Here is a 26,894-nt window from a genome sequence, read left to right as displayed (position 1 = left end):
TGACTCTCACTTGTCTTCGCAGTCCTTCGCCGATCTCGGCGTGCCCACTTCCCTCGTCGCCCTCCTCGCGGAGCGCGGCATCACCGTCCCGTCGCCGATCCAGGCGGCCACCCTCCCCGACTCGCTCGCGGGTCGCGACGTCCTCGGCCGGGGCCGTACCGGCTCCGGCAAGACCTACGCCTTCCTGCTCCCGCTGGTCGCCCGGCTCCAGGCCTCGGGCCGGCGCCCGCAGGCGACCAAGCCGCGCGCGCTGATCCTGGCCCCGACCCGCGAGCTGGTCGGCCAGATCCAGGAGTCGCTCGCCCCGCTGGCCAAGTCCGCCGGCCTGAGCACCCAGACCGTCTTCGGCGGCGTCGGCCAGAACCCGCAGGTCCAGGGCCTGCGCAAGGGCGTCGACATCGTCCTCGCCTGCCCCGGCCGGCTGGAGGACCTGATCGGGCAGGGTCACTGCGACCTTGGCGCCGTCGAGATCACCATCCTCGACGAGGCCGACCACATGGCCGACCTCGGCTTCCTGCCCGGCGTACGCCGGATCATGGACCGCACCCCGAAGGACGGCCAGCGGCTGCTCTTCTCGGCCACGCTCGACAACGGCGTGAACGTGCTGGTCAAGCGGTTCCTCTCGAACCCGGCCACCCACGAGGCCGACTCGGCCCAGTCGCCGGTCGCCAAGATGGACCACCACGTCCTGCACCTGCACCGCGACCAGCGGGTCCCGGTGCTGGTCGACCTGGCCAGCGCGCCCGGCCGTACCGTCGTCTTCACCCGCACCAAGCACGGTGCCAAGGCGCTGACCCGCCAGCTCAACAAGAACGGCGTCCCCGCCGTCGAGCTGCACGGCAACCTCAGCCAGGGCGCCCGCACCCGCAACATGGACGCCTTCCACGCGGGCAAGGCCAGCACCCTGGTCGCGACCGACATCGCCGCGCGCGGCATCCACGTCGACGACGTGGCGCTGGTCGTCCACGCCGACCCGCCGGCCGAGCACAAGGCGTACCTGCACCGCTCGGGCCGTACGGCGCGCGCCGGCGCCGCGGGCACCGTCATCACCCTGATGACCGAGGACCAGGTGCGCGACGTGCGCGACCTGACCCGGGCGGCCGGCATCAAGCCGACCATCACCAAGGTCGACGGCCCGCGCCACCCGGTGCTCGCCCAGCTCGCCCCCGGCGAGCGGGTCATCGTCGAGGGCGGCCTCGTGGTCGAGGCCCCCGAGCAGCAGCGCCAGCCCAAGCAGCCCCGCTCCGGCGGGAACGGCGGCAATGGCGGCGGTGGTGGCGGCGGTGGCCGTAACCGGCGTCGTCGCGGTGGCAGCGGCGGTGGCAACGGCGGCGGCGGTGGCCGGGGCGGCCAGGCCTCGGGTGGCCAGTCGTCCGGCGGCCAGTCGCGCAAGCCCGCCGGTCGTCGCGGCCAGTCCTCCGGCGCGTCCCCGTCCGGCGGCTCCCGCCACAGCGCCTCGTCGTTCTCTTCGGGGCGTCGCTAACCTCGACACGCATGAGCCCGGTCGTCGCCTGGATGCGGCGATCGCTGTGGGACGTCGTCCCGCGCGATCACCGCGAGTCGCCTGAGCTGCTCAGGCGGCGACAGGTCGTGACGGCCGGGTTCGTCGTCCTCGGCGCGGTCGTCCTCGGCCTATCGCTGCGGATCGAGCCGGGCAGCGCGTGGTTCTATCCCGCGACCCTGCTGCTCGCCGCGGTGTGGACGATCGGGGCGTTCGTCTCCGGGCCGTTGCACCTGGGCCGGATCGCCCGCCGCGACCGGCTGGTCCGGCCGTGGGCGACCCCGATCGCCGTCGGCCTGGCCCTCGCCGGGCTGTTCGTCGTCGGCGCCCTGGTGGTGCGGGAGATCCCGTTCCTCGGGGACCAGGTGTCCTCGGTCCTCGACTACGCCGACCAGGGGTTGCTCCCGCTCCTGGTCGCGATCACCCTGGTCAACGGGATCGCCGAGGAGCTGTTCTTCCGCGGTGCGGCGTACGCCGCCATCCCCCGGCGCCCGGTGCTCTGGACGAGCGTCGCGTACCCCATCGCCACGCTCGCGACCGGCAACCTGATGCTGTCGTTCGCGGCGGTGCTGCTCGGTGTGGTCGTGGGCCTGGAGCGGCGCGCCTCCGGCGGCATCCTCGCCCCGATCCTGACCCACGTGACCTGGTCGCTGGCCATGCTGCTGGTGCTGCCGCAGGTGATCGGCTGACTTCTGGGGGATCCGCTGACGTTCTGGGGCGCAATTTCGCCTGGGAACGTCCAGATTCACCGGTGAACCGGTGAATCTGCAGCCCCGCCCCTCAGCCCTCCGCCAGTGCCCGTTCCACCGCCTCGGCGTACGTCAGCGGCTCCCCGGGGACCACGTCCCGGATGGAGTGGTCGGTCTGGATCACCTCGGTGCCCATGGAGTCGATCAGGTTGCGGCCGGTGGTGACGTCGACGCTGGTGACGAACGAGATCCAGTACGACGACAGCTTGGGCGTCAGCACGGGCGCCTTGATGATCGGGACCCGCTTCCCGGTCATCACCTCCGAGGCCTGCTGGAGCATCTCCAGGTAGCTCAGCCGGTCCGCGCCGCCGACCTCGAAGACCCGGCCCAGTGCCTCGTCGTTGTCGACCACGCCGGCCAGGTAGCGGATCACGTCGTCGATGGCGATCGGCTGGGTGCGGGTGGCGGCCCACTTCGGGACCACCATCGCGGGCAGGTTCTTGACGAGCTGGCGGGTCATCTCCCACGAGATGCCGCCGGCCCCGACGACGATGGCCGCGCGCAGCACGGTGACCGGGACGCCCGAGGAGCCGAGCAGCTGCTCGACCTCGCGGCGCGAGCGCAGGTGCGCGGAGAGCTCGTCGCCGTCCTTGCCGAGCCCGCCGAGGTAGACGATCTGCGTCGCTCCCGCGGCTGCCGCGGCCAACCCGAAGCCGCGGGCGGCCTCGGCGTCGCGGCGCTCGAAGTCGTCGTCGTCGAGCGAGTGCACAAGGTAGACGGCCACGTCGACGTCGGTGAGCGCCTCGGCGAGCGTGCCCGGGTCGTGCACGTCGCCGAAGACCGGCTCCCCGGGACCGTCGTACGTCTCGGGGTGGCGGGTCATCGCCTTCACGTCGTGGCCGGCGTCGATCAGGACGGGGACCAGTCGCTTGCCGACGAAGCCGGTGGCGCCGGTGACGAGAACGTTGCTCATGGGTGGGCCGGTACCCAGGGCGCGCGTCCGGTTCAGGCCTCGGCGCCGCCCCCGTCGCGGGCGCGCTTGGCGATCCGCTCGCGCTTGGTCTCGTCCATGGCGGCCTCGTACGCCGCGACCAGGCTGGCGATCGAGAGCGGCTTGAGGCGCTCGACGACCTCCTGGATCCGCTCGGGGGCGGCCCCCGCGTCCCGGTAGACGGGCCACACCATGGTCCGGAACAGCTCGTTCAGCTCGTGCGCGAGCTGGCGGCCGTGGGCGGCGTACACGTCGGCGGCGGCGACCGCGGCCTCGGTCGGGAAGCCGAGGTCGATCAGGCCGAGCCCCACGGGGAGCTGCGACATCGAGACCTCGTAGCGCCCGCGCTTGTTGCGGAACGCGATGCCGAGGGCCGCGAGAGTGGCGAGGTCCTCGTCGCTGAGCGTCCGGCCGGTACGGCGGTCGAACTCGGTGCGCGTCAGCTCGGCCGGCGCGTCGGCCTGCCAGGGCGCGAGCATCGTGCGGTGCAGCGCGATGTCCTCCGGAGTGGCGCCGGCGGGGATCGCGACGAGGTACCGCTCGATCGCCGAAAGGGTGAAGCCATGCTGCTGCAGCTCGCGGACCAGCTCGAGGCGGGCGACGTGGTCGGCGGAGTAGTAACCGGAGCGGCCGCGCCGGATCGGCGGCGGCACCAGCCCCTTGGTCGTGTAGAAGCGCACGTTGCGCACACTCATCCCGACCCGGGCCGTGAGCTCCTCGAGCGTCAGCAGCTCCTCGTCCGCCATCTCCGCCTGCCTGCCTTCCGTGACCGAGGCCACAACTTCCGGGTGCCCCTTGACCGTGACACTCATGGTGTCACAATCGGAGGACATCGCGGATCTTCGGTCCGCACCCCGAACTACTCCTCGCTAGGACGGTCATGGCAGAAGCATTCGTGTACGACCACCTCCGCACGCCGCGCGGCAAGGGCAAGGCAGCAGGCTCGCTGCACGAGGTGAAGCCGGTCGACCTGGTGGTCGGGCTGCTCGACGAGGTCAAGGTCCGCAACCCCGGGCTCGACCCGGCGCGCGTCGACGACGTCGTCCTCGGCGTGGTCTCGCCGATCGGCGACCAGGGCGGCGACATCGCCAAGACGGCCGCGCTGGCCGCCGGCTACCCCGACACCGTCGCGGGCGTCCAGCTCAACCGCTTCTGCGCGTCCGGCCTCGAGGCCGTGAACCAGGCGGCCTCCCGGGTCCGCGGCGGGTTCGAGGACCTGATCCTCGCCGGCGGCGTGGAGTCGATGAGCCGGGTGCCGATGGGCTCCGACGGTGGCGCCTGGGCGTCCGACCCGGCCACCGCCTTCAAGGCCGGCTTCGTGCCCCAGGGCATCGGCGCCGACCTGATCGCGACGCTGGAGGGCTGGAGCCGCGACGACGTCGACGCGTACGCCGCCGAGTCGCACCACCGCGCCGCGAAGGCCTGGGCCAACGGCTACTTCTCCGGCGCGATCGTGCCGGTCAAGGACGTCAACGGCCTGACCGTCCTCGACACCGACGAGACGATCCGCCCCGACACGACCGCGAGCAGCCTCGCCGGCCTGAAGGCGTCGTTCGCCCAGATCGGCGCCGACGCGGGCTTCGACGACGTGGCCCTGGAGAAGTACCACTGGATCGAGAAGATCGACCACGTCCACCACGCCGGCAACTCCTCGGGCATCGTCGACGGCGCCGCCCTGATGGCCATCGGCTCGGAGGAGGTCGGCGCCGAGCTCGGCCTGACCCCGCGCGCCCGGATCGTCGCGACCGCCGTCTCCGGCGCCGACCCGACGATCATGCTCACCGGCCCGGCCCCGGCCGCCCGCAAGGCGCTGGCCAAGGCGGGCCTGGAGGTCGGCGACATCGACCTGTTCGAGATCAACGAGGCCTTCGCCGCGGTCGCGATGCGGTTCATGCGCGACCTCGACATCAGCCACGAGATCACCAACGTCAACGGCGGCGCGATCGCCATGGGCCACCCGCTCGGAGCCACCGGCGCGATGATCCTCGGCACCCTGATCGACGAGCTCCAGCGCCGCGACCAGCGCCGCGGCCTCGCCACGCTCTGCGTCGGCGGCGGCATGGGCATCGCCACCATCGTCGAGCTGGTCTGAGAAGCGAGGAAGAGAAACCATGACCGAGACCCAGACCCAGTCCGCCGTCCACTTCGAGAAGGACGCCGACGGCATCGTCACCCTGACCCTCGACGACCCGACGTCGAGCGCCAACACGATGAACCAGCTCTACATCGACTCGATGGACGCGGCGATCGACCGGCTGTACGCCGAGGAGCCCGACGTCGCGGGCGTCGTACTCGCCAGCGCGAAGAAGACCTTCTTCGCCGGCGGCAACCTGAAGAACATGATCAAGGCCGGCCCCGACGACGCGGCCGACGTCTTCGCGATGAGCGAGACGGTCAAGGCGTCGCTGCGCCGGCTGGAGAAGTTCCCCCGCCCGGTCGTCGCCGCGATCAACGGCGCCGCGCTCGGCGGCGGCTACGAGATCTGCCTGGCCGCCAACCACCGCATCGCCTGGGACGGTCCCGGCGTCATCGTCGGTCTGCCCGAGTCGACGCTCGGCCTGCTGCCCGGTGGCGGCGGCGTGACCCGCATCGTGCGGAAGTTCGGCCTGCAGGCCGGGCTGATGGACGTGCTGCTCACCGGCACCCAGTTCAAGGCCGCCGCCGCGAAGGACAAGGGCCTGGTCGACGAGCTGGTCGCGACCCGCGAGGAGCTGGTCCCGGCCGCGAAGGCCTGGATCAGGGCCAACCCCGACGCCGCGCTGAACCCGTGGGACGCGCCGGGCTACAAGATGCCCGGCGGTACGCCGAAGTCCCCGGCGCTGGCCGGCTTCCTCCCGGCGTTCCCCGCGCTGCTGCGCAAGCAGACCAAGGGCGCGGTGTTCCCGGCGGCGCGGGCGATCCTGTCCGCCGCGGTCGAGGGCGCGCAGGTCGACTTCGAGACCGCCTCGCGGATCGAGTCGCGCTACCTGACCAACCTGATCGTCAACCAGGGCTCGAAGAACATGATCCAGGCGTTCTTCTTCGACCTGCAGGCGATCAACTCCGGCTCGCTGCGTCCCGACGGGATCGAGCCGTACAAGGCCGTCAAGGTCGGCGTCCTCGGCGCCGGGATGATGGGCGCCGGCATCGCGTACTCCTGCGCCCGCGCCGGGATGCAGGTCGTGCTGAAGGACGTCTCGGCCGAGAACGCCGCGAAGGGCAAGGCGTACTCCGAGAAGCTCAACGCCAAGGCCGTCGGCCGCGGCAAGCTGACCGAGGAGAAGAGCGCCGAGCTGCTCGACCGGATCACCCCGACCGCCGACCCGGCCGACCTCGCCGGCTGCGACCTGGTCATCGAGGCCGTCTTCGAGGACCCGGCACTGAAGGCCAAGGTCTTCGCCGAGGTGGCGCCGTACGTCAACGACGACGCGCTGCTGTGCTCCAACACCTCGACGCTGCCGATCACCGAGCTCGCCGAGGGCGTGGACCGGCCGGCCGACTTCATCGGCCTGCACTTCTTCAGCCCGGTCGACAAGATGCCGCTCGTCGAGATCATCCGCGGCAAGGAGACCTCCGACGTCGCGCTGGCCAAGGCGTACGACGTGGTCCAGCAGATCAAGAAGACGCCGATCGTCGTCAACGACAGCCGCGGCTTCTACACCTCGCGGGTGATCGGGTTCTTCGTCAACGAGGGCCTCGCGCTGCTCGCCGAGGGCCAGCGGCCGTACTCCATCGAGCGCGCCGCGACGCAGTCCGGCTACCCGGTCGGCCCGCTGCAGCTCACCGACGAGCTCAACATGGAGCTGATGGCCAAGATCGCCAAGGCCACCCGCGAGGCGGCCGAGCGCGACGGCACGTCGTACGACCCGCACCCGGGCACGGGCGTCGTCGAGAAGATGATCGAGGCCGGGCGCCCGTCGCGGCTCGCCGGTGCCGGCTTCTTCGAGTACGCCGACGGCAAGCGCGGCTCGATCTGGTCCGGGCTGGCCGAGACGTTCCCGATCGCCGAGGAGCAGATCCCGCTCGTCGACATGAAGGAGCGGATGCTCTTCGCGGAGGCGCTGGAGACCGCGAAGTGCTTCGAGGAGGGCGTCATCACCTCGGCGGCCGCCGCGAACATCGGCTCGATCATGGGCATCGGCTTCCCGCCCATGACCGGCGGCGCGGCGCAGTACATGACCGGCTACCAGGCGGCCGACGGGTCGATCGGCCTCGCGGCCTTCGTCGCCCGCGCCGACGAGCTGGCCGACGCGTACGGCGACCGCTTCCGCCCCACGCAGTACCTCCGCGACCTGGCCGCCTCCGGGGGTTCCTTCCCCGCCTGACCCACGTCGCCCCCTCACCCACCACCCACGCCGAGCCGGCGCGAGTTTGCCGCCGAGCCGGCACGAACTCGCGCCGGCTCGGCAGCAAACTCGCGCCGGCTCGGCGGTTACGTAAGGTCGATCCCCATGAGCAGGGTCCTGATCACCGGGGCCGCGTCCGGGCTGGGCGCGGCGCTCGCCGAGGCGTTCGAGGTGCGCGGGGACGAGGTGCTGCGCACCGACCTCGACGGCGCCGACCTCCGCCTCGACATCACCTCCGAGGAGGACTGGGTCGCGGCGCTGGCGCACGTCGAGGAGACCTGGGGCGGGCTCGACGTCCTCGTCAACAACGCCGGGGTCGCGGGCGGCGGGCGGCTGGACGTCGCCGAGCTCGACGAGTGGCGGTGGATCTTCGACATCAACCTCTTCGGCGCGGTCCGGGGCACGCGCGCCTTCGTGCCGCTGTTCAAGCGGCAGCGCGCGGGGCGGATCGTCAACGTCGCCTCGCTGGCCGGACTGGTGCACCCGGCGGGGATGGCGTCGTACAACGCCGTGAAGGCCGCGGTCGTCGCGCTCACCGAGACGACCGGCCACGAGCTGGCGTCGTACGGCGTCACGGCGCACGCCGTCTGCCCGTCGTACTTCCGCACCAACCTGATGAGCTCGATCCGCGGCGCCGACACCGCGCTGGCGGGCGTGATGAGTCGGCTGGTCGACGAGTCGCCGGTCGGCGCCGACGAGATCGCCGCCGCCGTGCTCGCCGGGCTCGACCGTGGCGAGGAGCTGATCCTCCCCGACGCGGCCGGCCGGGCGGCGTACGGACTCAAGCAGACCGACCGGGCGGCGTACGACGCAGTGATGCGCGACCAGGCCCAGAAGCTGGAGCAGGCATGAACGACGCCAGGCCGGTCCGCGACGAGGACGCCTTCGATGTCGGCGCGGTCGAGAGGTGGCTCGGCCGGGGCGCGATCGAGGAGGTCCGCCAGTTCCCGGGCGGCGCGTCCAACCTGACCTACCTCCTCCGGCTCGCCGGCGACCCCGGCCGCGAGCTGATCCTGCGCCGGCCGCCGACGGGCCAGAAGGCCGCGGGCGCCCACGACATGGGGCGCGAGCACCGGATCCAGGCGGCGCTCGCGCCGGTCTTCCCGTACGTGCCCGAGATGATCGGGTTCTGCGAGGACGAGTCGGTGATCGGCTCGCCGTTCTACGTGATGGCCAAGGTCGACGGCACCATCCCGCGGCGCGACCTGCCGCCCGAGATGACCCGCGACGAGGTGTCGCGGCTGTGCGGCAGCGCGTGGGACGTGCTCGCCGAGCTGCACTCCGTGGACGTCACCGCGCATCCCCAGCTGGCGGCGCTCGGCCGCGGCGAGGGGTACGTCGGCCGCCAGGTCGGCGGCTGGACCGCCCGGTTCGCGAAGGCGCGCACCGAGGACACCGGCGACTGGAGCGACATCGAGGCCTGGATCGCCGCGGAGCAGCCCGCCGACGTCGCGCAGGTGCTGATCCACAACGACTTCCGGCTCGACAACGTGGTGCTCGACCCGGACGACCCGACCCGCGTCGTCGGCGTCCTCGACTGGGAGATGGCGACGGTCGGCGACCCGCTCATGGACCTCGGCGGCTCGATGGCGTACTGGGTCGAGGCGGGCGACGACGAGTTCTTCCAGGCCTTCCGCCGCCAGCCCTCCCAGGCCGACGGCATGTGGACCCGCGCCGAGATCGTTGAGCGCTACTGCGCGCGGATGGGCTACGAGCTCACGCCGGAGCAGTGGCGCTTCTACGAGGTCTTCGGGTTGTACCGGCTGGCCGTGATCGCCCAGCAGATCTGGTACCGCTACTTCCACGGCCAGACCACCAACGAGGCGTACGCCGTCTTCGGACCCGCCGTCGGCTACCTCGAGAAGCGCTGCCGCGGCCTGGTGGCGGAGGCGGGCTGATGGGCCTGCTGGTCCTGGTGCGGCACGGGCAGGCGTCGTTCGGCGCCGAGGACTACGACGTCCTCTCCGAGACCGGGCACGAGCAGGCCCGGCTGCTGGGAAAGCAGCTCGCGGCGCTGGGGGTGGACCCGGCGCTCGTGGTGCGCGGCGGGATGCGACGGCACCGCGAGACGGCGGAGGCGATGGCCGACGCCGCGGGGTGGACGGCCCCGACCGAGGTGGACGCGGGCTGGGACGAGTTCGACCACCTCGCGGTCGTGGAGGCTCTCGGTGAGCCGACCCCGCCCGGCCTGGACCGCCGCGCGTTCCAGGCGCTCTTCGAGCGGGCGACGTCTGGCTGGGTGGCCGGCACGCTGCCGGTCGGCGGCGAGTCGTACGCCGACTTCCTGGCCCGGGTGCAGGCCGCGCTGGACCGCCTCGTCGAGCGGGCCCGCACCGGCACCGTCGTCGTGGTGACCTCCGGAGGCCCGATCGGCGCCGCCGCCGCGACGCTGGTCGACCGGTCCGATCCTGCACGGTTGTGGGCCGCCTTCAACACGGTGCTGGTGAACAGCTCGGTCACGCGGGTCCTGGTCGGACCGTCCGGCACGCGGCTGCTGACCTTCAACGAGCACACGCACCTGCCGGCCGGGGTGCTGACTTACCGCTGAGCTGACCTCGTCGGGGTAGTCCGTCACATGAGGGGGGTCGATCGTCGGCGGAACCCCGCGGGTGTGACGGACTACCCCACCAACCACGACTCAACTAAAAATCAGGCTTGACTGTTTGTGACCATCCGGACGATGCTGTCCGGGTGTCGACCACCCGAGTGCCCCAGGAGGAGCGGACCCGCGTCATGCGGGCCCGGCTGCTGGAGGCGACCGTCGAGCTGCTGGTGGAGCGGGGCTTCGGCGGTACGTCGACCACGCTGGTCTCCGAGCGGGCCGGGGTGAGCCGGGGGGCGCAGCTGCACCACTTCCCGACCAAGAACGCGCTGGTCGTGGCGGCGGTCGAGCACCTGACCGAGGTGCGGGGGGCGGAGCTGGCCAGGGCCGCGGAGGCGCTGCCGGTGGGCGAGCGGCGTACCCGTGCGGTGCTGCAGATGCTCGGCGACCACTTCACCTCGCCCGTCTTCACCGCCGCGCTCGAGCTGTGGGTCGCGGCCCGAACCGACGCCGCCCTGCTGGAGGCCGTGGCGCCGCTGGAGCAGCGGGTCGGGCGCGAGGTGCACCGGCTCACCGTCGAGCTGCTCGGAGCCGACGAGTCGCTGCCCGGGGTGCGCGAGCTCGTCCAGGGCACCCTCGACCTCGTGCGCGGGCTCGGCCTCGCGAACACCATCACCGACGACGCCCGGCGCCGCGAACGGATCCTCGACCAGTGGGCCGAGGTCCTCGACACCGCCCTCACCTGGGAGAACGCATGAGCCTGCTCGACGACCTCCTCCTCGACCTGCGGGCCGAGGGCGACGGCATCTGGAACGCCGTCGCCGGCCTCGACGACGCCGCGTGGGCCACGCCCACCCCGGCCGCCGGCTGGACGATCGCGACCCAGATCGCGCACCTGGTGTGGACCGACGAGGTGGCGGTCGTCGCCGCGACCGACCCCGAGCGCTGGGACGCCCTGGTCACCGAGGGGGCGGCCGACCCGGACGGCTTCGTCGACGCCGGTGCCCACGAGATCGCGCGGCTGGCGCCGACGGCCCTGCTCGCCCGCTGGGGCGCCGCCCGCACCGCGCTGGCCGACACGCTCCGCGACTACCCGCCCGGCGAGCGGATGCCGTGGTTCGGTCCGCCGATGTCGCCCACGTCGATGGCGACCGCGCGGCTGATGGAGACCTGGGCGCACGGCCTCGACGTGTACGACGCCCTCGGGATCACCCCCGAGCGCACCGACCGCATCCGGCACGTCGCCCACCTCGGCGTCCGCACCCGCGGCTACGCGTACGCGGTGCGCGGTGAGCAGGCCCCGGCCGAGGAGCCGCGGGTCCAGCTGACCGCGCCGTCCGGCGACACCTGGGCCTGGGGGCCGGAGGACGCGGCGCAGTCGGTGACCGGGTCGGCGTACGACTTCTGCCTGCTGGTCACCCAGCGCGTCCACCGCGCGGACACGGACCTGGTCGCGGTCGGCGACGACGCCGAGCACTGGCTCGCCATCGCCCAGGCCTTCGCCGGGCCTCCGGGCGAGGGACGGGCGCAGCGATGAGCGACACCGGAGCGCTGCGGATCGGCAACTGCTCGGGCTTCTACGGCGACCGGCTGTCGGCGATGCGCGAGATGCTGGAGGGTGGGTCGCTGCACGTCCTCACGGGCGACTACCTCGCCGAGCTGACCATGCTCATCCTCGGCCGGGACACGCTGAAGGACCCGTCGCTGGGGTATGCGAAGACCCACCTGCGCCAGCTCGAGGACTGCCTGGGGCTCGCGCTCGAGAAGGGCGTCCGGATCGTCAGCAACGCCGGCGGCCTCAACCCCGCCGGTCTCGCCGACCGGGTCCGCGAGGTCGCGAAGGGCCTCGGGCTCGACGCGGACGTCGCGCACGTCGAGGGCGACGACGTACGGCACCTCGCCGAAGAGATCGGACTCAGTGGCGGTGCGCTCACCGCCAACGCCTACCTCGGCGGGTTCGGCATCGCCGCCGCGCTCCGCGAGGGCGCCGACGTGGTCGTCACCGGCCGGGTCACCGACGCCTCCCTCGTGGTCGGGCCGGCCGTCGCGCACCACGGCTGGACGCCGACGTCGTACGACGAGCTCGCGGGCGCCGTCGTCGCCGGGCACGTGCTGGAGTGCGGGACCCAGGCCACCGGCGGCAACTTCTCCGGCTTCATGTCCATGGTCTCGACGAGCTCGACCACCAGGAGCGGGAAGCCGCTCGGCTTCCCGCTCGCCGAGATCGCGGCCGACGGCTCCAGCGTGATCACCAAGCACGACGGCACCGGCGGCCTGGTCTCCACCGACACGGTGACCGCCCAGCTGCTCTACGAGATCCAGTCCACCCGCTACCTCAACCCCGACGTCACCGTGCACCTCGACTCCGTGCGCCTGCGCCAGGACGGCGTCGACCGGGTGCGTGTCGAGGACGTGCGCGGCGAGGCCCCACCGGCGCGGCTGAAGGTGTGCGTCAACGAGCTCGGCGGCTACCGCAACAGCGTCGAGTTCGTGGTCACCGGCCTGGACATCGAGGCCAAGGCGGACTGGGTGCGCGAGCAGCTCACGCCGTCGCTCACCGCGAGCACCGTGCACTGGAGCCGGGCCGTCCTGCCGATGCCCGACGCCGACACCGAGGAGGGCGCCTCCACGCTGCTGCGGTGCACGGTGCTGGACGCCGACGCGGACCGGGTCGGCCGCGCGTTCACGGGCGCGGCGGTCGAGCTGGCGCTGGCGTCGTACCCCGGCTTCACGATGACGGGACCGCCTGCCGCTCCCACGCCGTACGGCGTCTATCGGGCGGAGTACGTCGACCGCGGGACCGTCACGCACACGGTCGTGCACGCGGACGGTCGGCGCGAGGTGATCGCCGACCCGACCGAGTTCTTCGAGAGCGACCCGGATGCGGGGCGCCGCGAGTCGCCGTACCCCGCCCCTGCGGACTCACTGACCCGCCGGGTGCCGCTCGGCACGTTCGTGCACGCGCGGTCCGGTGACAAGGGCGGCGACGCGAACCTCGGGCTCTGGGTGAAGAACGACGGCTCGCCGCTGCGCGCGGCCCGCGTGCAGTGGCTGGCCAAGCTGATGAGCCCGCGCAAGGTGCGCGAGCTGCTGCCGGAGGCGGCCGGGCTGGACGTCGACGTCTACGTGCTGCCCAACCTGGGCGGCGTCAACGTCGTCATCCGCGGGCTGCTCGGACAGGGGGTCGCCGCGTCCACGCGGTTCGACCCGCAGGCGAAGGGGCTGGGCGAGTGGATCCGGTCCCGCATGGTCCACATTCAGGAGGATCTGCTGTGAGTGAGCTGCGCGAGCTGGGCGCCGAGTTCGTACGCCGCGAGGTGGCGCCGTACCTCCAGGACTGGGAGGAGGCCGGCGAGGTTCCGCGCTCCCTGCACCTGGCCGCGGCCAAGCAGGGCGTGCTCGGGGTCTCCTTCGCCGAGTCGGTCGGCGGCGAGGGCGGCTCGGTGCTCGACATGGTCGACCTGCAGGAGGGGATGTTCGAGGCGGGCGCGTCGAGCGGGCTGATGTCGGCGCTGTTCACCTGCGGGATCGCGGTGCCGCACCTCGCCGCGCACGGCTCGCCGGAGCTCGTCGACCGGTACGTGCGGCCGACGCTGGCCGGCGAGAAGATCGGCTCGCTCGCGATCACCGAGCCGGGTGGCGGATCCGACGTGGCGAACCTGCGGACGACGGCGGTCCGCGACGGCGACTTCTACGTCGTCAACGGCACCAAGACGTTCATCACCAGCGGCGTGCGCGCCGACTTCGTCACCACCGCGGTCCGCACCGGGGACCCCGGCCACGGCGGCATCTCGCTGCTGGTGGTCGAGAAGGGCACGCCCGGCTTCACCGTGGACCGGGCGCTCACCAAGATGGGCTGGCACTGCTCCGACACCGCCGAGCTCGGCTTCGCCGACGTCCGGGTCCCGGTCGGGAACCTGGTCGGCGCGGAGAACTCCGGCTTCTACCTGATCGCCGAGCAGTTCGTCGCCGAGCGGCTCGGGCTCGCGGTCCACGGCTACGGCATCGCCGCCCGCGCGCTGGCCCTGACGGCGGCGTACTGCCGCGAGCGGGAGACGTTCGGCAAGCCGCTGATCGCCAACCAGGTGGTCCGGCACCAGCTCGTCGAGATGCGCCGCCGGGTCGAGGTCGCACGCACCTACGCCCGCGAGGTCGCCCGGCGCCACGAGAACGGCGAGAACGTGATCGCCGAGGTCTGCCTGGCCAAGCAGACCGCGTGCGAGACCGCGTCGTACGTCGTCGACCAGGCGGTGCAGCTGCACGGCGGCCTGGGCTACCTGCACGGCACCGAGGTCGAGCGGCACTACCGCGATGCGCGCCTCCTGCCCATCGGCGGCGGCGCCACCGAGGTGCTCGCCGACCTCGCCGCCAAGCTGCTGGGGTACGCCGCATGACCCGCCGCAATGCCACGCTGGTTGAGGTGCGAGGCGCGCCAGCGCCGAGCCTCGAAGCCCGTCTTGCCGGGAGACCAGCTCGATCGGGGCCGTCTGTCGTCTCACCGGGTTTCGAGGCTCAGGACTTCGTCCTTCGCACCTCAACCAGCGTCGGGGGACCGGAGGGCGAGCGATGAGTGACAACAGGACCGCGATGCTGGAGAAGCTCGCCGACCTCCACGCGGAGCACGCGAAGGCGGTGGCGGGGGGCGGGGAGAAGTACGCCGAGCGCCACCGGGCGCGGGGGAAGCTGCTGCCGCGGGAGCGGATCGAGCTGCTCGTCGACGAGGGGTCGGCGTTCCTGGAGCTGTCGCCGCTGGCGGGCTGGGGCTCGGACTTCACCGTCGGCGCGAGCGTGGTGACCGGGATCGGCGTCGTCGAGGGCGTGGAGTGCGTGATCACCGCGAACGACCCGACGGTCAAGGGCGGGGCGAGCAACCCGTGGACGGTGAAGAAGCTGTTCCGGGCCGCGCAGATCGCCGAGGAGAACGGGCTGCCGACGATCTCCCTCGTCGAGTCGGGCGGCGCCGACCTGCCGACCCAGAAGGAGATCTTCATCCCGGGCGGCCGGCTGTTCCGCGACCTGACCCGGGCCAGCGCGCGCAAGGAGCCGACGATCGCGCTGGTCTTCGGCAACTCCACCGCGGGCGGCGCCTACGTGCCCGGCATGTCCGACTACACGGTGCTCGTCCGCGAGCAGGCCAAGGTGTTCCTGGGCGGCCCGCCGCTGGTGAAGATGGCGACCGGCGAGGAGTCCGACGACGAGTCGCTCGGCGGCGCCGAGATGCACGCGCGTACGTCGGGGCTCGCCGACTACCTGGCCGAGGACGAGGTCGACGCGATCCGGATCGGTCGGCGGATCGTGGCGCGGCTGAACTGGCGCAAGGCTCTCGCGCCACCTGCGTCGTACGCCGAGCCGGACGCGGACCCCGAGGAGCTCCTCGACCTGGTCCCGGCCGACCTCAAGGAGCCCTTCGACCCGCGCCAGGTGATCGCCCGGCTGGTCGACGGCGTGAGTGCGGCCAACGGGGTGGCGTTCGACGAGTTCAAGCCGCTCTACGGCACGTCGCTGGTCACCGGCTGGGCACGGATCCACGGCCGCCCGGTCGGCATCCTCGCCAACGCCCAGGGGGTGCTGTTCAGCGAGGAGGCGCAGAAGGCGACGCAGTTCGTGCAGCTCGCCAACCAGTCCGACACCCCGCTGCTGTTCCTGCACAACACCACCGGCTACATGGTCGGCGCGGAGTACGAGCAGGGCGGCATCATCAAGCACGGCGCGATGATGATCAACGCGATCAGCAACTCCACGGTCCCGCACCTGACGGTGATCATGGGGGCGTCGTACGGCGCCGGCAACTACGGCATGAACGGCCGCGCGTACGATCCGCGCTTCCTCTTCACCTGGCCCTCGGCCAAGTCCGCGGTCATGGGGCCGGCCCAGCTCGCCGGGGTGCTGTCGATCGTCGCGCGGGCGGCGGCCGAGTCGCGCGGCCAGGAGTACGACGAGGAGGCGGACGCGGGCATGCGCGCCTTCGTCGAGCAGTCGGTCGAGGAGCAGTCGCTGCCGCACTTCCTCTCCGGGATGCTGTACGACGACGGCGTCATCGACCCGCGCGACACCCGCACCATCCTCGGCATCTGCCAGTCCGTCATCGAGAACAAGCCGATCGTCGGCACCGACCGCTTCGGGGTGTTCCGGCCATGATCACCACGACCGTTCCCGCCGACCCGGCGCGAGTTCGCGCCGGCTCGGCGCTACATTCACGCCGGCTCGGCGGGGATCGGGGGGAGGGCTGATGATCCAGCGCCTGATGGTCGCCAACCGCGCGGAGATCGCGTCGCGTGTCTTCCGCACCTGTCGCCGTCTCGGGATCGAGACCGTCGCGGTGCACAGCGACGCCGACGCCGGACTGCCCTACGTCGTCGAGGCCGACCTCGCCGTACGCCTGCCGGGGGACGCGCCCGCCGACACCTACCTGCGGGCCGACCTGCTGGTCGAGGCGGCGCTGAGGGCCGGGGCCGACGCGGTGCACCCGGGCTACGGCTTCCTCTCCGAGAACGCCGACTTCGCCCGAGCCGTGCAGGCCGCCGGCCTCACGTGGGTCGGGCCGCAGCCGGAGGCGATCGAGGCGATGGGCTCGAAGATCGAGGCCAAGCGGCTGATGGAGGCGGCCGGCGTACCCGTGCTGCGCAACCTCGACGCCGAGAGCGCGACCGAGGCCGACCTCCCGCTGATCGTCAAGGCCAGCGCGGGCGGCGGCGGCCGCGGCATGCGGATCGTGCGCGACCTCGCCTCGCTGGCCGGCGAGATCGAGACCGCCCGCGACGAGGCGCGTTCGGCGTTCGGCGACGGCACGGTGTTCGTCGAGACGTACGTCGAGCGCGGGCGCCACGTCGAGGTCCAGGTGTGGGGCGACGCCGAGGGCCGGATCGCGGTGCTCGGCGAGCGCGACTGCTCGCTGCAGCGGCGTCACCAGAAGGTCGTCGAGGAGGCGCCGGCGCCGGGTCTCCCCGATCCTGTGCGCGAAGCCCTGCACTCTGCGGCGAGGGCTGCCGCCGAGGCGATCTCGTACCAGGGCGCCGGCACCGTCGAGTTCCTGTACGACGAGGAGGCCGAGCGGTTCTTCTTCCTCGAGATGAACACCCGGCTCCAGGTCGAGCACCCGGTCACCGAGCTCGTGTTCCACCAGGACCTGGTCGAGCTGCAGCTGCGCACCGCCCAGGGGGAGACGTCCGAGGTGCGCTTCCCCGCGAAGCCCGACCGGCACGCCGTCGAGGTGCGCCTGTACGCCGAGGACCCGGCGCGGGACTACCAACCGCAGAGCGGCGTGCTGACCCGCTTCGAGATCCCGACGACGCCGTACGTCCGCGTCGACACCGGCTACGCCTCCGGCAGCACGGTCGGCACCCACTACGACGCGATGCTCGCCAAGGTCATCGCCTGGGGCCGCACCCGCGAGGCCGCGATCCGCTCCCTGGCCGACACGCTGCGCCGCGCGCGCATCCACGGGGTGACGACCAACCGCGACCAGCTGCTGGCGATCCTGCGGGACGAGCAGTTCCGAGCGGGGCGGGTGAGCACCGCGTTCCTGGGGGGTTTCGAGACGGGACTTCGTCCCTCCTCAACCACCGGGGCCGGCGTCGCCGCTGCGCTCGCGCTTGCGGAGCTCGCTGTCGCCTCCCGGTCCGTCCAGCGCGGGATCCCGGTCGCCTTCCGCAACGTCCCCTCGCAGCCGCAGCGGACGGTCTTCGAGTCCGGGACCGTCGAGTGGTGGGGCGGGCGGGACGGCTACCGGGTCGACGGGTACGACGTCGTCTCGGTGGCGACCGACCGCGTGGTTCTCGAGCAGGACGGCCTGCGGACGTCGTACGACGTGGCGGCGGTCGGCGACCGCGTCGACGTCGACTGGGCGGGCGGCCACGCCGCCCTCCAGCGGGTGCCGCGGTTCACCGACCCCGCCGACGCGGTCGCGAGCGGCAGCCTGCTGGCGCCGATGCCCGGCACGGTGGTGTCGGTGGCCGTCGCCGCCGGGGACGAGGTCGAGGCGGGCCGGCCGGTGCTGGTCCTGGAGGCCATGAAGATGCAGCACACCGTGAGCGCGCCGTACCCCGGCACGGTCACGGTGCTCAACGTGAAAGCCGGGTCGCAGGTCGCGGCCGGAGAGGTTCTGGCAGTCGTGGAGGAGACAGCGTGAGCACGTACCAGGAGTCCGAGGAGCGCCAGGAGCTGCGCAAGGCGGTGGCCGGGCTGGCCGGGAAGTTCGGGCGCGACTGGTTCACCGAGCGCGCCCGGGCGGGGGAGAAGACCACCGACCTGTGGCTGGAGATCGGGCGGCACGGCTTCCTCGGCATCAACATCCCCGAGGAGTACGGCGGCGGCGGGGGCGGCATCGGCGACATCGCGGCCGTCTGCGAGGAGCTCGCCGCGCAGGGCTGCCCGCTGCTGCTGATGGTCGTGAGCCCGGCGATCTGCGGGACGATCATCAGCCGCTACGGCACCGAGGAGCAGAAGCAGCGCTGGCTGCCCGGCATCTGCGACGGCACGTCGACGATGGCGTTCGCGATCACCGAGCCCGACGCCGGCACCAACACCCACAACATCACCACCACCGCCCGCCGCGACCCTCAGTCGTCGGAAGGCGGCTGGGTGCTGACCGGTCGCAAGATCTACATCTCCGGCGTCGACGAGGCCGACAACATGCTGGTCGTCGCCCGGACCGAGGACGCCAAGACGGGTCGGCTCAAGCCGTGCCTGTTCGTGGTCCCGACCGACGCGACCGGGCTCGAGGCGCGGCCCATCCCGATGGAGATCGTCAGTCCGGAGCTGCAGTTCCAGGTGTTCCTCGACGACGTCCGGCTGCCCGCCGACGCCCTCGTGGGCGACGAGGACGGCGGTCTGGTGCAGCTGTTCGCCGGGCTCAACCCGGAGCGGATCATGGCGGCGTCGTTCTCCACCGGCCTCGCGCGCTTCGCGCTGGAGAAGGCGACGTCGTACGCCAAGGAGCGCACGGTCTTCAAGGCGCCCATCGGCTCCCACCAGGCGATCGCCCACCCGCTCGCGCAGTCGCACATCGAGATCGAGATGGCCCGGCTGATGACCCAGAAGGCAGCCGCGCTGTACGACGCCGGCGACGACCTGGGCGCGGGCGAGGCCGCCAACATGGCCAAGTACGCCGCCGCCGAGGCCGCCTGCGACGCCGCCGACCGCGCCGTACAGACCCACGGCGGCAACGGGATCACCCAGGAGTACGGCATGGCGGGCCTGCTGGTCGCCACCCGCGCCGGCCGGATCGCCCCCGTCAGCCGCGAGATGATCCTGAACTTCGTCGCCATGCACTCCCTGGGGCTGCCCAAGTCCTACTGAGCGGGCGCGACGCGGCCGGGCCGCTAGGTTGCGGGCCATGGAGCACCTCGCGGTCCACGCACCCGAGGCGGCGGCGACGTACGACGCGGTCGCGGCAGCCACGCGCCGGTCGCTGCCGGAGCACCCCGACGTGACGGCCTTCGCGGAGCAGTTCGCGGTGGACGTGTCGGTGCTCTCCGACGAGCAGCGGGCCGCGTTCCTGGCGGCGACGGGCGCCGAGGCGTTCGCCGTCGTGCAGCGGGTGTACGTCGGCGACGTGTGGCCGCGGGTGCGCTCGGTGCTGGACCAGGTGCTCGGCGCCGGCGTGTGGCCGACCCCGGACGACGCGGCGGTGGACGAACTCTGGCCGCTGCTCGACGACTTCATGCGGGCGGTGGCCCGCCTCGACGCGCTCGACCCGGTGACCACCGAGCTGGTCCGCCTGCGGGGCGCCCGGCAGCACGACTGCCGGGTCTGCCGGTCGCGGCGCAGCGTGGCGGCACTCGACGCGGGCGCGACCGAGGAGACCTTCGACGAGCTCGACCGCTGGGAGTCGAGCACGCTCCCGGAGGACCGGAAGGCCGCGCTCGGGCTGACCGACGCGATGATCTGGACGCCGTACGCCGTGCCCGCGGAGGTCGTCGCCGCCGCCAGCGACCACCTCACCGATGACCAGGTCGTCGAGGTGGTGCTCGACGTGGCGCGCAACGCCGCCAACAAGATCGCGGTCGGCCTGGGCGCGGACGCCGCCGAGGTGACCGAGGGCGTGCAGCTGTTCACCACCGACGCCGACGGGGAAGTGTCGACGGTCCCTGGTTGAGTGACCGCGTGTCCGTCACGCTCGAGGTCCCGAAGGCCGTGCTCCTGCTCGTCGGTCGGGAGGACTTCGACCCGCCGACGTCGTTCGGCGGCCGGCTGTGCAGCGCCACCGACGACTGCCTCGCCATCTCGGTGCGCCACGAGCACGACGGCCCGGTCGAGGTCGACCTCGACCCCGAGGCCTCGCGTGCCGGACTGACCGAGATCGGCCGCTTCGTGCTGGAGAGCGAGGGGCTGCTCTCGCTGCGCGACGTCTGGGGCCGCGAGCACGCCGGGTACGGCGTCGAGCCCGGGCACGCGACGGTGACGGTCTGGGTCGACGACGAGCGGGAGCCGACCCGGGTCGTGCTGGGGGTGGCCGCCGACCGCCCGCCCCCCGTGTGACCCCCGTCGCTCTCTACCCTCGATGACGTGGATGGGGTCTTCGCGGGGTTCGCGACGATCGGCCTCATCATCGGGCTGGGGATCCTGCTGGCCCACCTGAAGGTGATCGACGCGGCGGGTCAACGCACCCTGTCGATGCTGGCGTTCTACGTCGCCAGCCCGGCCCTCCTGGTGACCGTGCTCGAGGACAGCGACCTGAGCGCGGTCTTCTCCGGCAACCTGGTCGCGACCGTCGCGGCGGTCCTGGTCGCGGGGCTCGCGTACATCGCGGTCGCCGTCGTCCGCGGCCGTGACCTCGGGACCACCGTGATCGGGACGCTCTGCGCGGCGTACGTCAACGCCGGCAACCTCGGGCTGCCGATCGCGGCGTACGTCCTCGGCGACCCCGCGCTGGTCGCCCCCGTGCTCCTGCTGCAGCTGCTGATCCTGCAGCCGCTCGCCCTCACCGTGCTCGACGCCGCGAACAGCGAGCACCGGCTCTCGGTCGGCGCCATCGTGAGCCGGCCGCTGAAGAACCCGATCACCATCGGCTCGGCGATCGGGCTGGGGTTCGCCCTGACCGGCCTCGAGCTGCCCGTCGCCATCCACGACCCGTTGGCTCTGGTCGGCGGGATGGCGGTCCCCTCGATGCTGATCGCGTACGGCGTCTCGCTGCGGCTCGGCCCGCTCCCGGGGAGAGGCGTGCCCGCCTCGGAGCTCGCGCTGGCGACCGGGCTGAAGATGGTCGTCCAGCCGCTGGCGGCGTACCTCGTCGGGCGGTTCGCGCTCGGCCTCGACGCCGAGCAGCTGCTCGCCGTGACCGTGCTCTCGGCGCTCCCGACGGCGCAGAACGTCTTCGTCATCGCCTCCCGCTACGAGCGCGGGGTGCTGCTGGCGCGCGACGCGATCTTCGTCAGCACCCTGGCCTCGGTGCCGGTCGTCGTCCTGATTACGGCCCTGATCGCCTGATCAGCCGTCATGCTGGCGCCCATGTACTCGCGGGCGCTCGCCATCACGGCCCTGTCGTACGGCGTCCTGCACCACCTCGGCCTGCTCCCCGACGGCCTGGGCGAGGGCCCGGACGGCAGCCGCTGGGCCGACTGGCTCGACCTGCTCGTGCCGTGGCTCGTGCTCGCGCCGGCGGCGTGGACGATGGTCGCGGCCGAGGCGTCGCGCCAGACCTGGCTGGCCTTCGGGATGGGCGCGCTCGCCTACGCGAACGGCCACGGCATCCACCTCGCGGGCAACTCGCTGAACAACACCGCGCCCGGCGAGACCGCGCACCTGTGGGACGAGGTCGTCGGCCACGCGGTCTGGTACGCCGGGGTCGCGCTCGTGCTGGGAGCGCTCGCGGCGACCATGCGGGGACGGCCGCGGCCCCACCCGATCGGCTATCCGCTGGCCCTCGGCGTCGGTCTGACCTGGGCCAGCAACGCGGTCGGCGGCGGCACCGTCGTCCCCGCCCTCGCGGTCGCGCTGGCGGCCTCCTGGTGGGGCTGGCGGCGGCGGGAGGAGCTCGGCGTCGTGCTGCTCGTGGGGTTCGCGCCGGGGGCACTCGTGCTCGTGGTTGAGCTCATCACGCGGCTGAACCAGTAGGTTGTGCGTGTGGGCCGGGTCATCGACGCCGTCGATCGCGGCCAGCAGAAGGTGCCGGTGATCGGCTTCCCGCTCGCCGTCTTCTACAAGTACCTCGACGACCAGGGCAACTACCTGGCCGCGATCATCGCCTACTACGCGTTCATCGCGATCTTCCCGCTGCTGCTGCTCGGCACCACGATCCTGGGCTTCATCCTGCAGGGGAACCCGGAGTGGCAGGACCGGATCCTCGACTCGGCGCTCGGCACGTTCCCGATCATCGGCGACGAGCTCGGCCGGCCGGAGGGTCTGCGGCCGTCGACGACCGGTGCGGTGGTCAGCGGCCTGGTGGCCCTGTACGGCGCGCTCGGGCTGGGCCAGGCGATCCAGAACGCGCTCAACCAGGCCTGGGCGATCCCGCGCAACAGCCGCCCCAACCCGATCCTGCTCCGGCTGCGCAGCCTGATGCTGCTGGTCACCGCCGGCGTGGCGCTGCTCGGCCTCTCGATCCTCTCCGCGCTGCTCAGCCAGACCGAGGTGTTCGGCGAGTTCGCGTCGTACCGCTGGCCGATCGTGCTGGTGACCATCGCGCTGGTGACCATGGTGCTCGCGCTGCTGCTGCGCCTGGGCGCGGCCCGCACCCACCAGCTGCGCACCGTGCTGCCGGGCGCGTTCGCGATCGCCGTGATGTGGCAGACCCTGCAGTCGATCGGAACCGCCTACGTCACCGGCGTCATCGCGGAGGCCGAGGGCATGGACGAGACGTTCGCGGTCGTCCTCGGTCTGATCGGTCTGCTCTGGGTCGCGGCCGTGATGGGCGTGCTCGGCATGGAGGCGAACGTCGTCCTCGCCCGCCGGCTCTGGCCGCGCGCCCTGCTCACGATCGTCACCGACAAGGTGAAACTCACCGAGGCCGACAAGCGGGCCTACGAGTCGTATGCCCGGATGCAGCGGCACAAGGCCTACCAGAGCATCGGCGTCATCTGGGGCGACCAGCGCAGTCCGGTGGAGCGGGTCGGTGCCGCCGTCGAGGCCGAAGCTGAGGCCGAAGCTGAGGCCGAGGCCGCGACGAAGCGCGAGGAGCACCCGCGGCCGGTGCCGCCCACGGGTCCGCCGCCGACGGGCCCGCCGCCGGGTCCGCCGACTACCGCGTGAGCTTGCGGCGCAGCGCGCCGAGCACGTCGTCGCCGAGCCCGAGCCCGTCGCGCAGGTACGCCCCGCGGTCGCCGTACAGCCGCTCGACGGAGTCGTACGACGTGCGCAGGTAGTCCGCGTCCGCGACCAACACCGGCTGGTAGACCTCCGCCTTGTCCGGCCCGAGGTGCTCGACGATCTGGGCCAGGACGGCGGCGCGGCTGGCCTCGGCGTACTCGTTGGTGAGCAGGTAGTCGGCCTCGATCACGGCGTCGTCGACGCCGGCGAGGTGCAGCAGCAGTGCGGCGGTCCACCCGGTGCGGTCCTTGCCGGCGCTGCAGTGGAAGAGGTGGACGCCGTCGCCGGCGAGGTGGGTGAGCACCTGCCCGAGGGCGGCCCGGGTGGGCGCGTCCTCGACGAAGCCGCGGTAGACCCGCTCCATCATCGCGACGGCGGCGGGCCGGTCGGGCAGCGAGGAGATCTCGTCCATGGGGATGCCGAGCACGTCGACGTGCGTCCAGGCGGCGCCGGGGATCTCGATGTCGGGGTGGACGTCGATCTCGTGCCGGCTGCGCAGGTCGAGCACGCCGGTGACGCCGAGAGCCGCGATCGAGGCGGCGTCCTCGTGGGTCAGCCGCAGCTCGTTGGCCCGGAAGAACACCCCCCGGCGGACGTTCGAGCCGGTCGCGGTCGGGTAGCCGGCGCCCGGGCCGGCGACGTCGCGGAAGTTGTCGGCCGAGCCGAGCCGGACCAGCTCGGCGGGGTGCTCCTCGGTGCTCACCGCCGCAGGATAGGCGCCCTCTTCAACCGGCCGGTGGACGGTTCACCTCAGCGGGACGAATCGGTAGGCACCGTGCGTCGTCACGAGCGGTCCGTCCTCGTCCGCGATCACCAGCAGCATCTCGCCCTGCACGGGCACGACAAGCCGCCCATGCAACACCAGCTGGTCGACCAGGGGGAGCGGCAGCTCGGTGGCCCCCGCGGACACCAGGACCCGGTCGTACGGCGCGTGCTCCGGGTCGCCGAGCACCTCCGGTGTCGCCGCGTCGATGCGCGCCCAGCGGCGGTGGGACGCGGCGAGGTTGGAGCGGCCGAACGCGACGAGGTCCGGCACGATCTCCACCCCACGCACCTCGCCGGCCGGGCCGACCAGGTGCGCGAGGAGCGCGGTGGTCCAGCCCGACCCGCTGCCGACGTCGAGCACCCGCTGGCCGTGACGCACGTCGAGCAGCCGCAGCATCCGCGCCACGGTGCGCGGCTGGGAGCAGGTCTGGCCGTGGCCGATCGGGAGCGGGCCGTCGTACGCCGCCCGCTCGCGCTGGTCGGGCGGCAGGAACCACTCCCGTGGGGTGGCGTCGAACGCGGCCGTCACCGGGTCCATCGATCCAGGAAAGCACGGACGGCGGGCGCCGTCATCGGTGAGACTTCCGCCCATGCTCAGGTTCCTGCCCGGCCTCGTGGTGTTCGTGCTGTGGGTCTACTGCCTCGTCGACGTCATCGGCACCCGTGACGACCGCGTCCGCCACCTGCCCAAGTGGGCCTGGATCATGATCGTCCTGCTCTTCCCCCTGGTCGGCTCGATCGTCTGGCTGCTCGCCGGACGGCCCGAGAAGGCCCGCCCGCTGACTCGGGAGCAGGGTGCCGCGCCCGGCTTCTCCGAGTACGAGCGACCCGGCCGGTTCGCCGCCGCCGACCCCGCGAAGGACGAGGAGTTCCTCCGCGGCGTCCGGGAGCGCGCCGAGGAGCAGCGGCGCGCCTACGAGGAGCGGAAGCGGCGAGAGCGCGAGGGGCTGGACGGCGACCCGCAGGCCTGAGCCCTCAACCTTTCGCCCGTCTCCTGCGTACCTGGGGCAGGGAGGTGCGATGCGATCCTCGGAGTTCGAGGCCTTCGTCGACGGCGAGCTGGCGCGGCTGCTGGGCTACGCCCGGGTGCTGACCGGCAACGACCACGATGCCTGGGACCTGGTCCAGGAGGGCCTGGTCCGGGTCGGCCTGCGCTGGGGTCGGATCGAGCGCTCGGGCAACCCGGCGGCGTACGTCCGCACCACGCTGGTCCGCCTCAACATCGACCGGCTGCGTCGCCGCGGTCGCGAGCACCCGGTGGCCGTGCCACCGGACACCGCGATGGCCGTCCGGCTCCCCGAGGGCGTGGACGCCTGGCTCGTCGAGGCGCTCGCGAGCCTGACGCCGCGGCAGCGGACCGCGGTCGCCCTCCGCTTCGTCGACGACCTCGACGTCGCCGGCGTGGCGGCCGCGATGGGCTGCTCCGGGGGGACCGCGAAGAGCCACCTCTCGCGCGGTCTGCAACGGCTGCGGGACCTCGCCCCGGAAGGAGACCTCCATGGATGACGAGGAGCTGCGCGGTGCGCTGCGGCGGTACGCCGAGCCGGTGCCGCCGGGACCCCGGGCCGGGGCGATCGTCGTGGGGCGGGTCGCGCGGCGTCGCCGTCGCCGGCGGATGGCCGGGATCGCGGCCGTGGCGCTGGTGGTGGCCGGCACCGCAGGGGTGGCCGCCGGACTCGCGGGTGAGGACATCGCGGTCGACCCAGCCGACCGCGCTCCGCGAACCGTCCAGCTCGGAGGCGACTGGCGCGAGATCGCGGAGTCCCCGCTCTCGCCGCGAGTCCGCGCGATCACGGCGTGGACCGGCGAGGAGCTCGTGGTGCTGGGGGGCATGGAGGACGGATGCCCGCCCGACGCGAACTGCGTCGCGATGGGGAGGCCGCTGGCCGACGGCGCCGCCTATGACCCCGACGCCGACCGCTGGCGCCCGATCGCCCCAGCGCCGCAGACACTCCACGACGGGACCGCGGTGTGGACGGGGTCGGAGGTCGTGGTGCCCGGTTTGGAGGTGACCCTGGCCTACGACCCGGTGTCCGACCGTTGGCGCGAGCTCGACGCCGCTCCGGGCGGCTTCGACCGTGGGGTGCGCACGGATGCCGATGTCGCGTTCAGCGCCTACCAGCAGGAGGCCGGCGGCGGCCCCACCGACTGGCTGCTCGATCCCGGCTCGGACAGGTGGACCCCGCTGCCGCGAGATCCGTTCGGGGAGTCGTACGACCGGAGCCTGGCCTGGGACGGCACCCGGCTGTGGCTGGTGTCGATGAGCGTCGACCACCACGGCCCGGCGTACGACGGGTCTCCGTCACGGCTCGCCGTGCTCGAACCGGGTCCCGGAGGAATCGCCGCTGGGACGTGGAGGGTGGTGGACGAGTCCAGCCCCGACCTGGTCTACGAGCAGGACGCCTGGTGGGCGGGGGGACGGATCGTCGTCACTCCCGGTCCGTACGGCGGTGGCGTCGGCCGGCTCTACGACCCGGAGTCCGGCACCTGGACCGAGCTTCCGGATCCCGGCCCGACGTCGTCCGACCCGCCCTGCCCGCTGCCCGCCGCCGGCATCGGCGCGTCCTGGATCTCCGGCGGCGGACCCGGCCTGGTGTCGACCGAGGAGGACGCCACCGCCCAGGTCCCACCCTGCGGAGGTCGCACCCACATCGCTGTCGCCGCCTGGGCTGGTGACACCCTGGTGCTGTGGGGAGGGTTCGACGAGGACCTGCGGCCCCTCACCTCCGGCCTGGCGTGGACCCCGACCGGGCGCTGAGTCAGTTCTCGAGGAGTTCCTCCGCGGCGTCCGGGAGCGCGCCGAGGAGCAGCGGCGCGCCTACGAGGAGCGGAAGCG

General features: G+C 72.7%; 26 protein-coding genes. 22 read left to right on the top strand and 4 right to left on the bottom strand.

Annotation, left to right across the window (positions count from 1 at the left end; translation table 11 throughout):
• Positions 1-40: 40 nt before the first annotated feature.
• Both VMF51_RS13040 and VMF51_RS13035 read left to right on the top strand, forming a co-directional pair.
• Positions 41-1,483: a DEAD/DEAH box helicase gene (locus tag VMF51_RS13040; protein WP_325474870.1), complete on the top strand. Its 1,443-nt coding sequence runs from the start codon at positions 41-43 to the stop codon at positions 1,481-1,483.
• 11 nt (positions 1,484-1,494) lie between these two features.
• Positions 1,495-2,190, top strand: coding sequence for a type II CAAX endopeptidase family protein (locus VMF51_RS13035; RefSeq protein WP_325474869.1), 696 nt, complete (start codon positions 1,495-1,497; stop codon positions 2,188-2,190).
• A gap of 91 nt (positions 2,191-2,281) precedes the next feature.
• On the opposite strand, the gene VMF51_RS13030 is transcribed toward VMF51_RS13035, so the two are convergent.
• Entirely contained in the window at positions 2,282-3,163 is an 882-nt protein-coding gene (locus tag VMF51_RS13030; protein ID WP_325474868.1) for an NAD(P)H-binding protein, read from the bottom strand.
• Between the two features lie 32 nt (positions 3,164-3,195).
• Positions 3,196-3,993 carry a MerR family transcriptional regulator gene (locus VMF51_RS13025; RefSeq protein WP_325474867.1) on the bottom strand — a complete coding sequence of 266 codons (798 nt, stop codon included), beginning with the start codon at positions 3,991-3,993 and terminating at the stop codon, positions 3,196-3,198.
• A 68-nt stretch (positions 3,994-4,061) separates the two neighbouring features.
• On the opposite strand from VMF51_RS13025, the gene VMF51_RS13020 reads away from it, so the two are divergent.
• From VMF51_RS13020 to VMF51_RS12940, 17 genes are all read left to right on the top strand, one after another.
• Complete coding sequence (locus VMF51_RS13020; RefSeq protein WP_325474866.1) at positions 4,062-5,273, top strand: acetyl-CoA C-acetyltransferase; 1,212 nt, start codon at positions 4,062-4,064, stop codon at positions 5,271-5,273.
• A gap of 19 nt (positions 5,274-5,292) precedes the next feature.
• Positions 5,293-7,485, top strand: a complete 2,193-nt coding sequence (locus VMF51_RS13015; RefSeq protein WP_325474865.1) for a 3-hydroxyacyl-CoA dehydrogenase NAD-binding domain-containing protein — start codon at positions 5,293-5,295, stop codon at positions 7,483-7,485.
• 126 nt (positions 7,486-7,611) lie between these two features.
• The gene (locus tag VMF51_RS13010) at positions 7,612-8,358 is read left to right on the top strand and encodes an SDR family NAD(P)-dependent oxidoreductase (RefSeq protein WP_325474864.1); all 747 of its coding nucleotides are present in this window, start codon (positions 7,612-7,614) and stop codon (positions 8,356-8,358) included.
• Complete coding sequence (locus tag VMF51_RS13005) at positions 8,355-9,404, top strand: phosphotransferase family protein (protein WP_325474863.1); 1,050 nt, start codon at positions 8,355-8,357, stop codon at positions 9,402-9,404. Before VMF51_RS13010 ends, VMF51_RS13005 begins: the two co-directional genes overlap by 4 nt.
• Positions 9,404-10,054: a histidine phosphatase family protein gene (locus tag VMF51_RS13000; RefSeq protein ID WP_325474862.1), complete on the top strand. Its 651-nt coding sequence runs from the start codon at positions 9,404-9,406 to the stop codon at positions 10,052-10,054. Before VMF51_RS13005 ends, VMF51_RS13000 begins: the two co-directional genes overlap by 1 nt.
• Positions 10,055-10,197: 143 nt before the next feature.
• Positions 10,198-10,806, top strand: a complete 609-nt coding sequence (locus tag VMF51_RS12995; RefSeq protein WP_325474861.1) for a TetR/AcrR family transcriptional regulator — start codon at positions 10,198-10,200, stop codon at positions 10,804-10,806.
• Positions 10,803-11,585 carry a TIGR03084 family metal-binding protein gene (locus VMF51_RS12990; protein ID WP_325474860.1) on the top strand — a complete coding sequence of 261 codons (783 nt, stop codon included), beginning with the start codon at positions 10,803-10,805 and terminating at the stop codon, positions 11,583-11,585. The genes VMF51_RS12995 and VMF51_RS12990 overlap by 4 nt, the downstream gene beginning before the upstream one ends.
• Positions 11,582-13,324 (top strand): acyclic terpene utilization AtuA family protein, encoded by a 1,743-nt coding sequence (locus VMF51_RS12985; protein WP_325474859.1) that lies wholly within the window; start codon positions 11,582-11,584, stop codon positions 13,322-13,324. Before VMF51_RS12990 ends, VMF51_RS12985 begins: the two co-directional genes overlap by 4 nt.
• On the top strand, positions 13,321-14,442 hold the full coding sequence (locus tag VMF51_RS12980) for an acyl-CoA dehydrogenase family protein (RefSeq protein WP_325474858.1): 1,122 nt from the start codon (positions 13,321-13,323) through the stop codon (positions 14,440-14,442). The genes VMF51_RS12985 and VMF51_RS12980 overlap by 4 nt, the downstream gene beginning before the upstream one ends.
• Positions 14,443-14,614: 172 nt before the next feature.
• Positions 14,615-16,186 (top strand): acyl-CoA carboxylase subunit beta, encoded by a 1,572-nt coding sequence (locus VMF51_RS12975; protein WP_325474857.1) that lies wholly within the window; start codon positions 14,615-14,617, stop codon positions 16,184-16,186.
• Between the two features lie 91 nt (positions 16,187-16,277).
• Positions 16,278-18,176 (top strand): biotin carboxylase N-terminal domain-containing protein, encoded by a 1,899-nt coding sequence (locus VMF51_RS12970; protein WP_325474856.1) that lies wholly within the window; start codon positions 16,278-16,280, stop codon positions 18,174-18,176.
• On the top strand, positions 18,173-19,345 hold the full coding sequence (locus VMF51_RS12965) for an acyl-CoA dehydrogenase family protein (protein ID WP_325474855.1): 1,173 nt from the start codon (positions 18,173-18,175) through the stop codon (positions 19,343-19,345). Before VMF51_RS12970 ends, VMF51_RS12965 begins: the two co-directional genes overlap by 4 nt.
• 37 nt (positions 19,346-19,382) lie before the next feature.
• Positions 19,383-20,144, top strand: a complete 762-nt coding sequence (locus tag VMF51_RS12960; protein ID WP_325474854.1) for a carboxymuconolactone decarboxylase family protein — start codon at positions 19,383-19,385, stop codon at positions 20,142-20,144.
• Between the two features lie 8 nt (positions 20,145-20,152).
• A complete protein-coding gene (locus VMF51_RS12955; protein WP_325474853.1) occupies positions 20,153-20,527 on the top strand; it encodes a hypothetical protein in 375 nt (124 codons plus the stop codon).
• Positions 20,528-20,554: 27 nt separating this feature from the next.
• Positions 20,555-21,475, top strand: a complete 921-nt coding sequence (locus VMF51_RS12950; protein WP_325474852.1) for an AEC family transporter — start codon at positions 20,555-20,557, stop codon at positions 21,473-21,475.
• A 21-nt stretch (positions 21,476-21,496) separates the two neighbouring features.
• Complete coding sequence (locus tag VMF51_RS12945; protein WP_325474851.1) at positions 21,497-22,102, top strand: hypothetical protein; 606 nt, start codon at positions 21,497-21,499, stop codon at positions 22,100-22,102.
• 9 nt (positions 22,103-22,111) lie between these two features.
• Positions 22,112-23,236 (top strand): YihY/virulence factor BrkB family protein, encoded by a 1,125-nt coding sequence (locus VMF51_RS12940; protein WP_325474850.1) that lies wholly within the window; start codon positions 22,112-22,114, stop codon positions 23,234-23,236.
• Here VMF51_RS12940 and VMF51_RS12935 read toward each other — a convergent pair.
• Positions 23,226-23,996, bottom strand: a complete 771-nt coding sequence (locus VMF51_RS12935; RefSeq protein ID WP_325474849.1) for a tyrosine-protein phosphatase — start codon at positions 23,994-23,996, stop codon at positions 23,226-23,228. The genes VMF51_RS12940 and VMF51_RS12935 overlap by 11 nt on opposite strands.
• A 42-nt stretch (positions 23,997-24,038) precedes the next feature.
• On the bottom strand, positions 24,039-24,596 hold the full coding sequence (locus tag VMF51_RS12930) for a protein-L-isoaspartate O-methyltransferase (RefSeq protein ID WP_325474848.1): 558 nt from the start codon (positions 24,594-24,596) through the stop codon (positions 24,039-24,041).
• A 52-nt stretch (positions 24,597-24,648) separates the two neighbouring features.
• On the opposite strand from VMF51_RS12930, the gene VMF51_RS12925 reads away from it, so the two are divergent.
• From VMF51_RS12925 to VMF51_RS12915, 3 genes are read left to right on the top strand one after another with little or no spacing between them, the layout of a single operon-like run.
• A complete protein-coding gene (locus VMF51_RS12925) occupies positions 24,649-25,029 on the top strand; it encodes a PLD nuclease N-terminal domain-containing protein (protein ID WP_325474847.1) in 381 nt (126 codons plus the stop codon).
• A 49-nt stretch (positions 25,030-25,078) separates the two neighbouring features.
• Positions 25,079-25,564 (top strand): SigE family RNA polymerase sigma factor, encoded by a 486-nt coding sequence (locus VMF51_RS12920; protein WP_325474846.1) that lies wholly within the window; start codon positions 25,079-25,081, stop codon positions 25,562-25,564.
• Positions 25,557-26,816, top strand: coding sequence for a hypothetical protein (locus tag VMF51_RS12915; RefSeq protein WP_325474845.1), 1,260 nt, complete (start codon positions 25,557-25,559; stop codon positions 26,814-26,816). The genes VMF51_RS12920 and VMF51_RS12915 overlap by 8 nt, the downstream gene beginning before the upstream one ends.
• The last annotated feature ends 78 nt before the right edge of the window (positions 26,817-26,894 follow it).

The sequence above is a fragment of the Nocardioides sp. genome, from assembly GCF_035503875.1.
In the GTDB taxonomy this organism is placed as follows: Bacteria; Actinomycetota; Actinomycetes; order Propionibacteriales; family Nocardioidaceae; genus Nocardioides.
The sequence above is the reverse complement of the archived record's forward strand: the minus strand, read 5'-3'. Positions and strand labels throughout refer to the sequence as shown.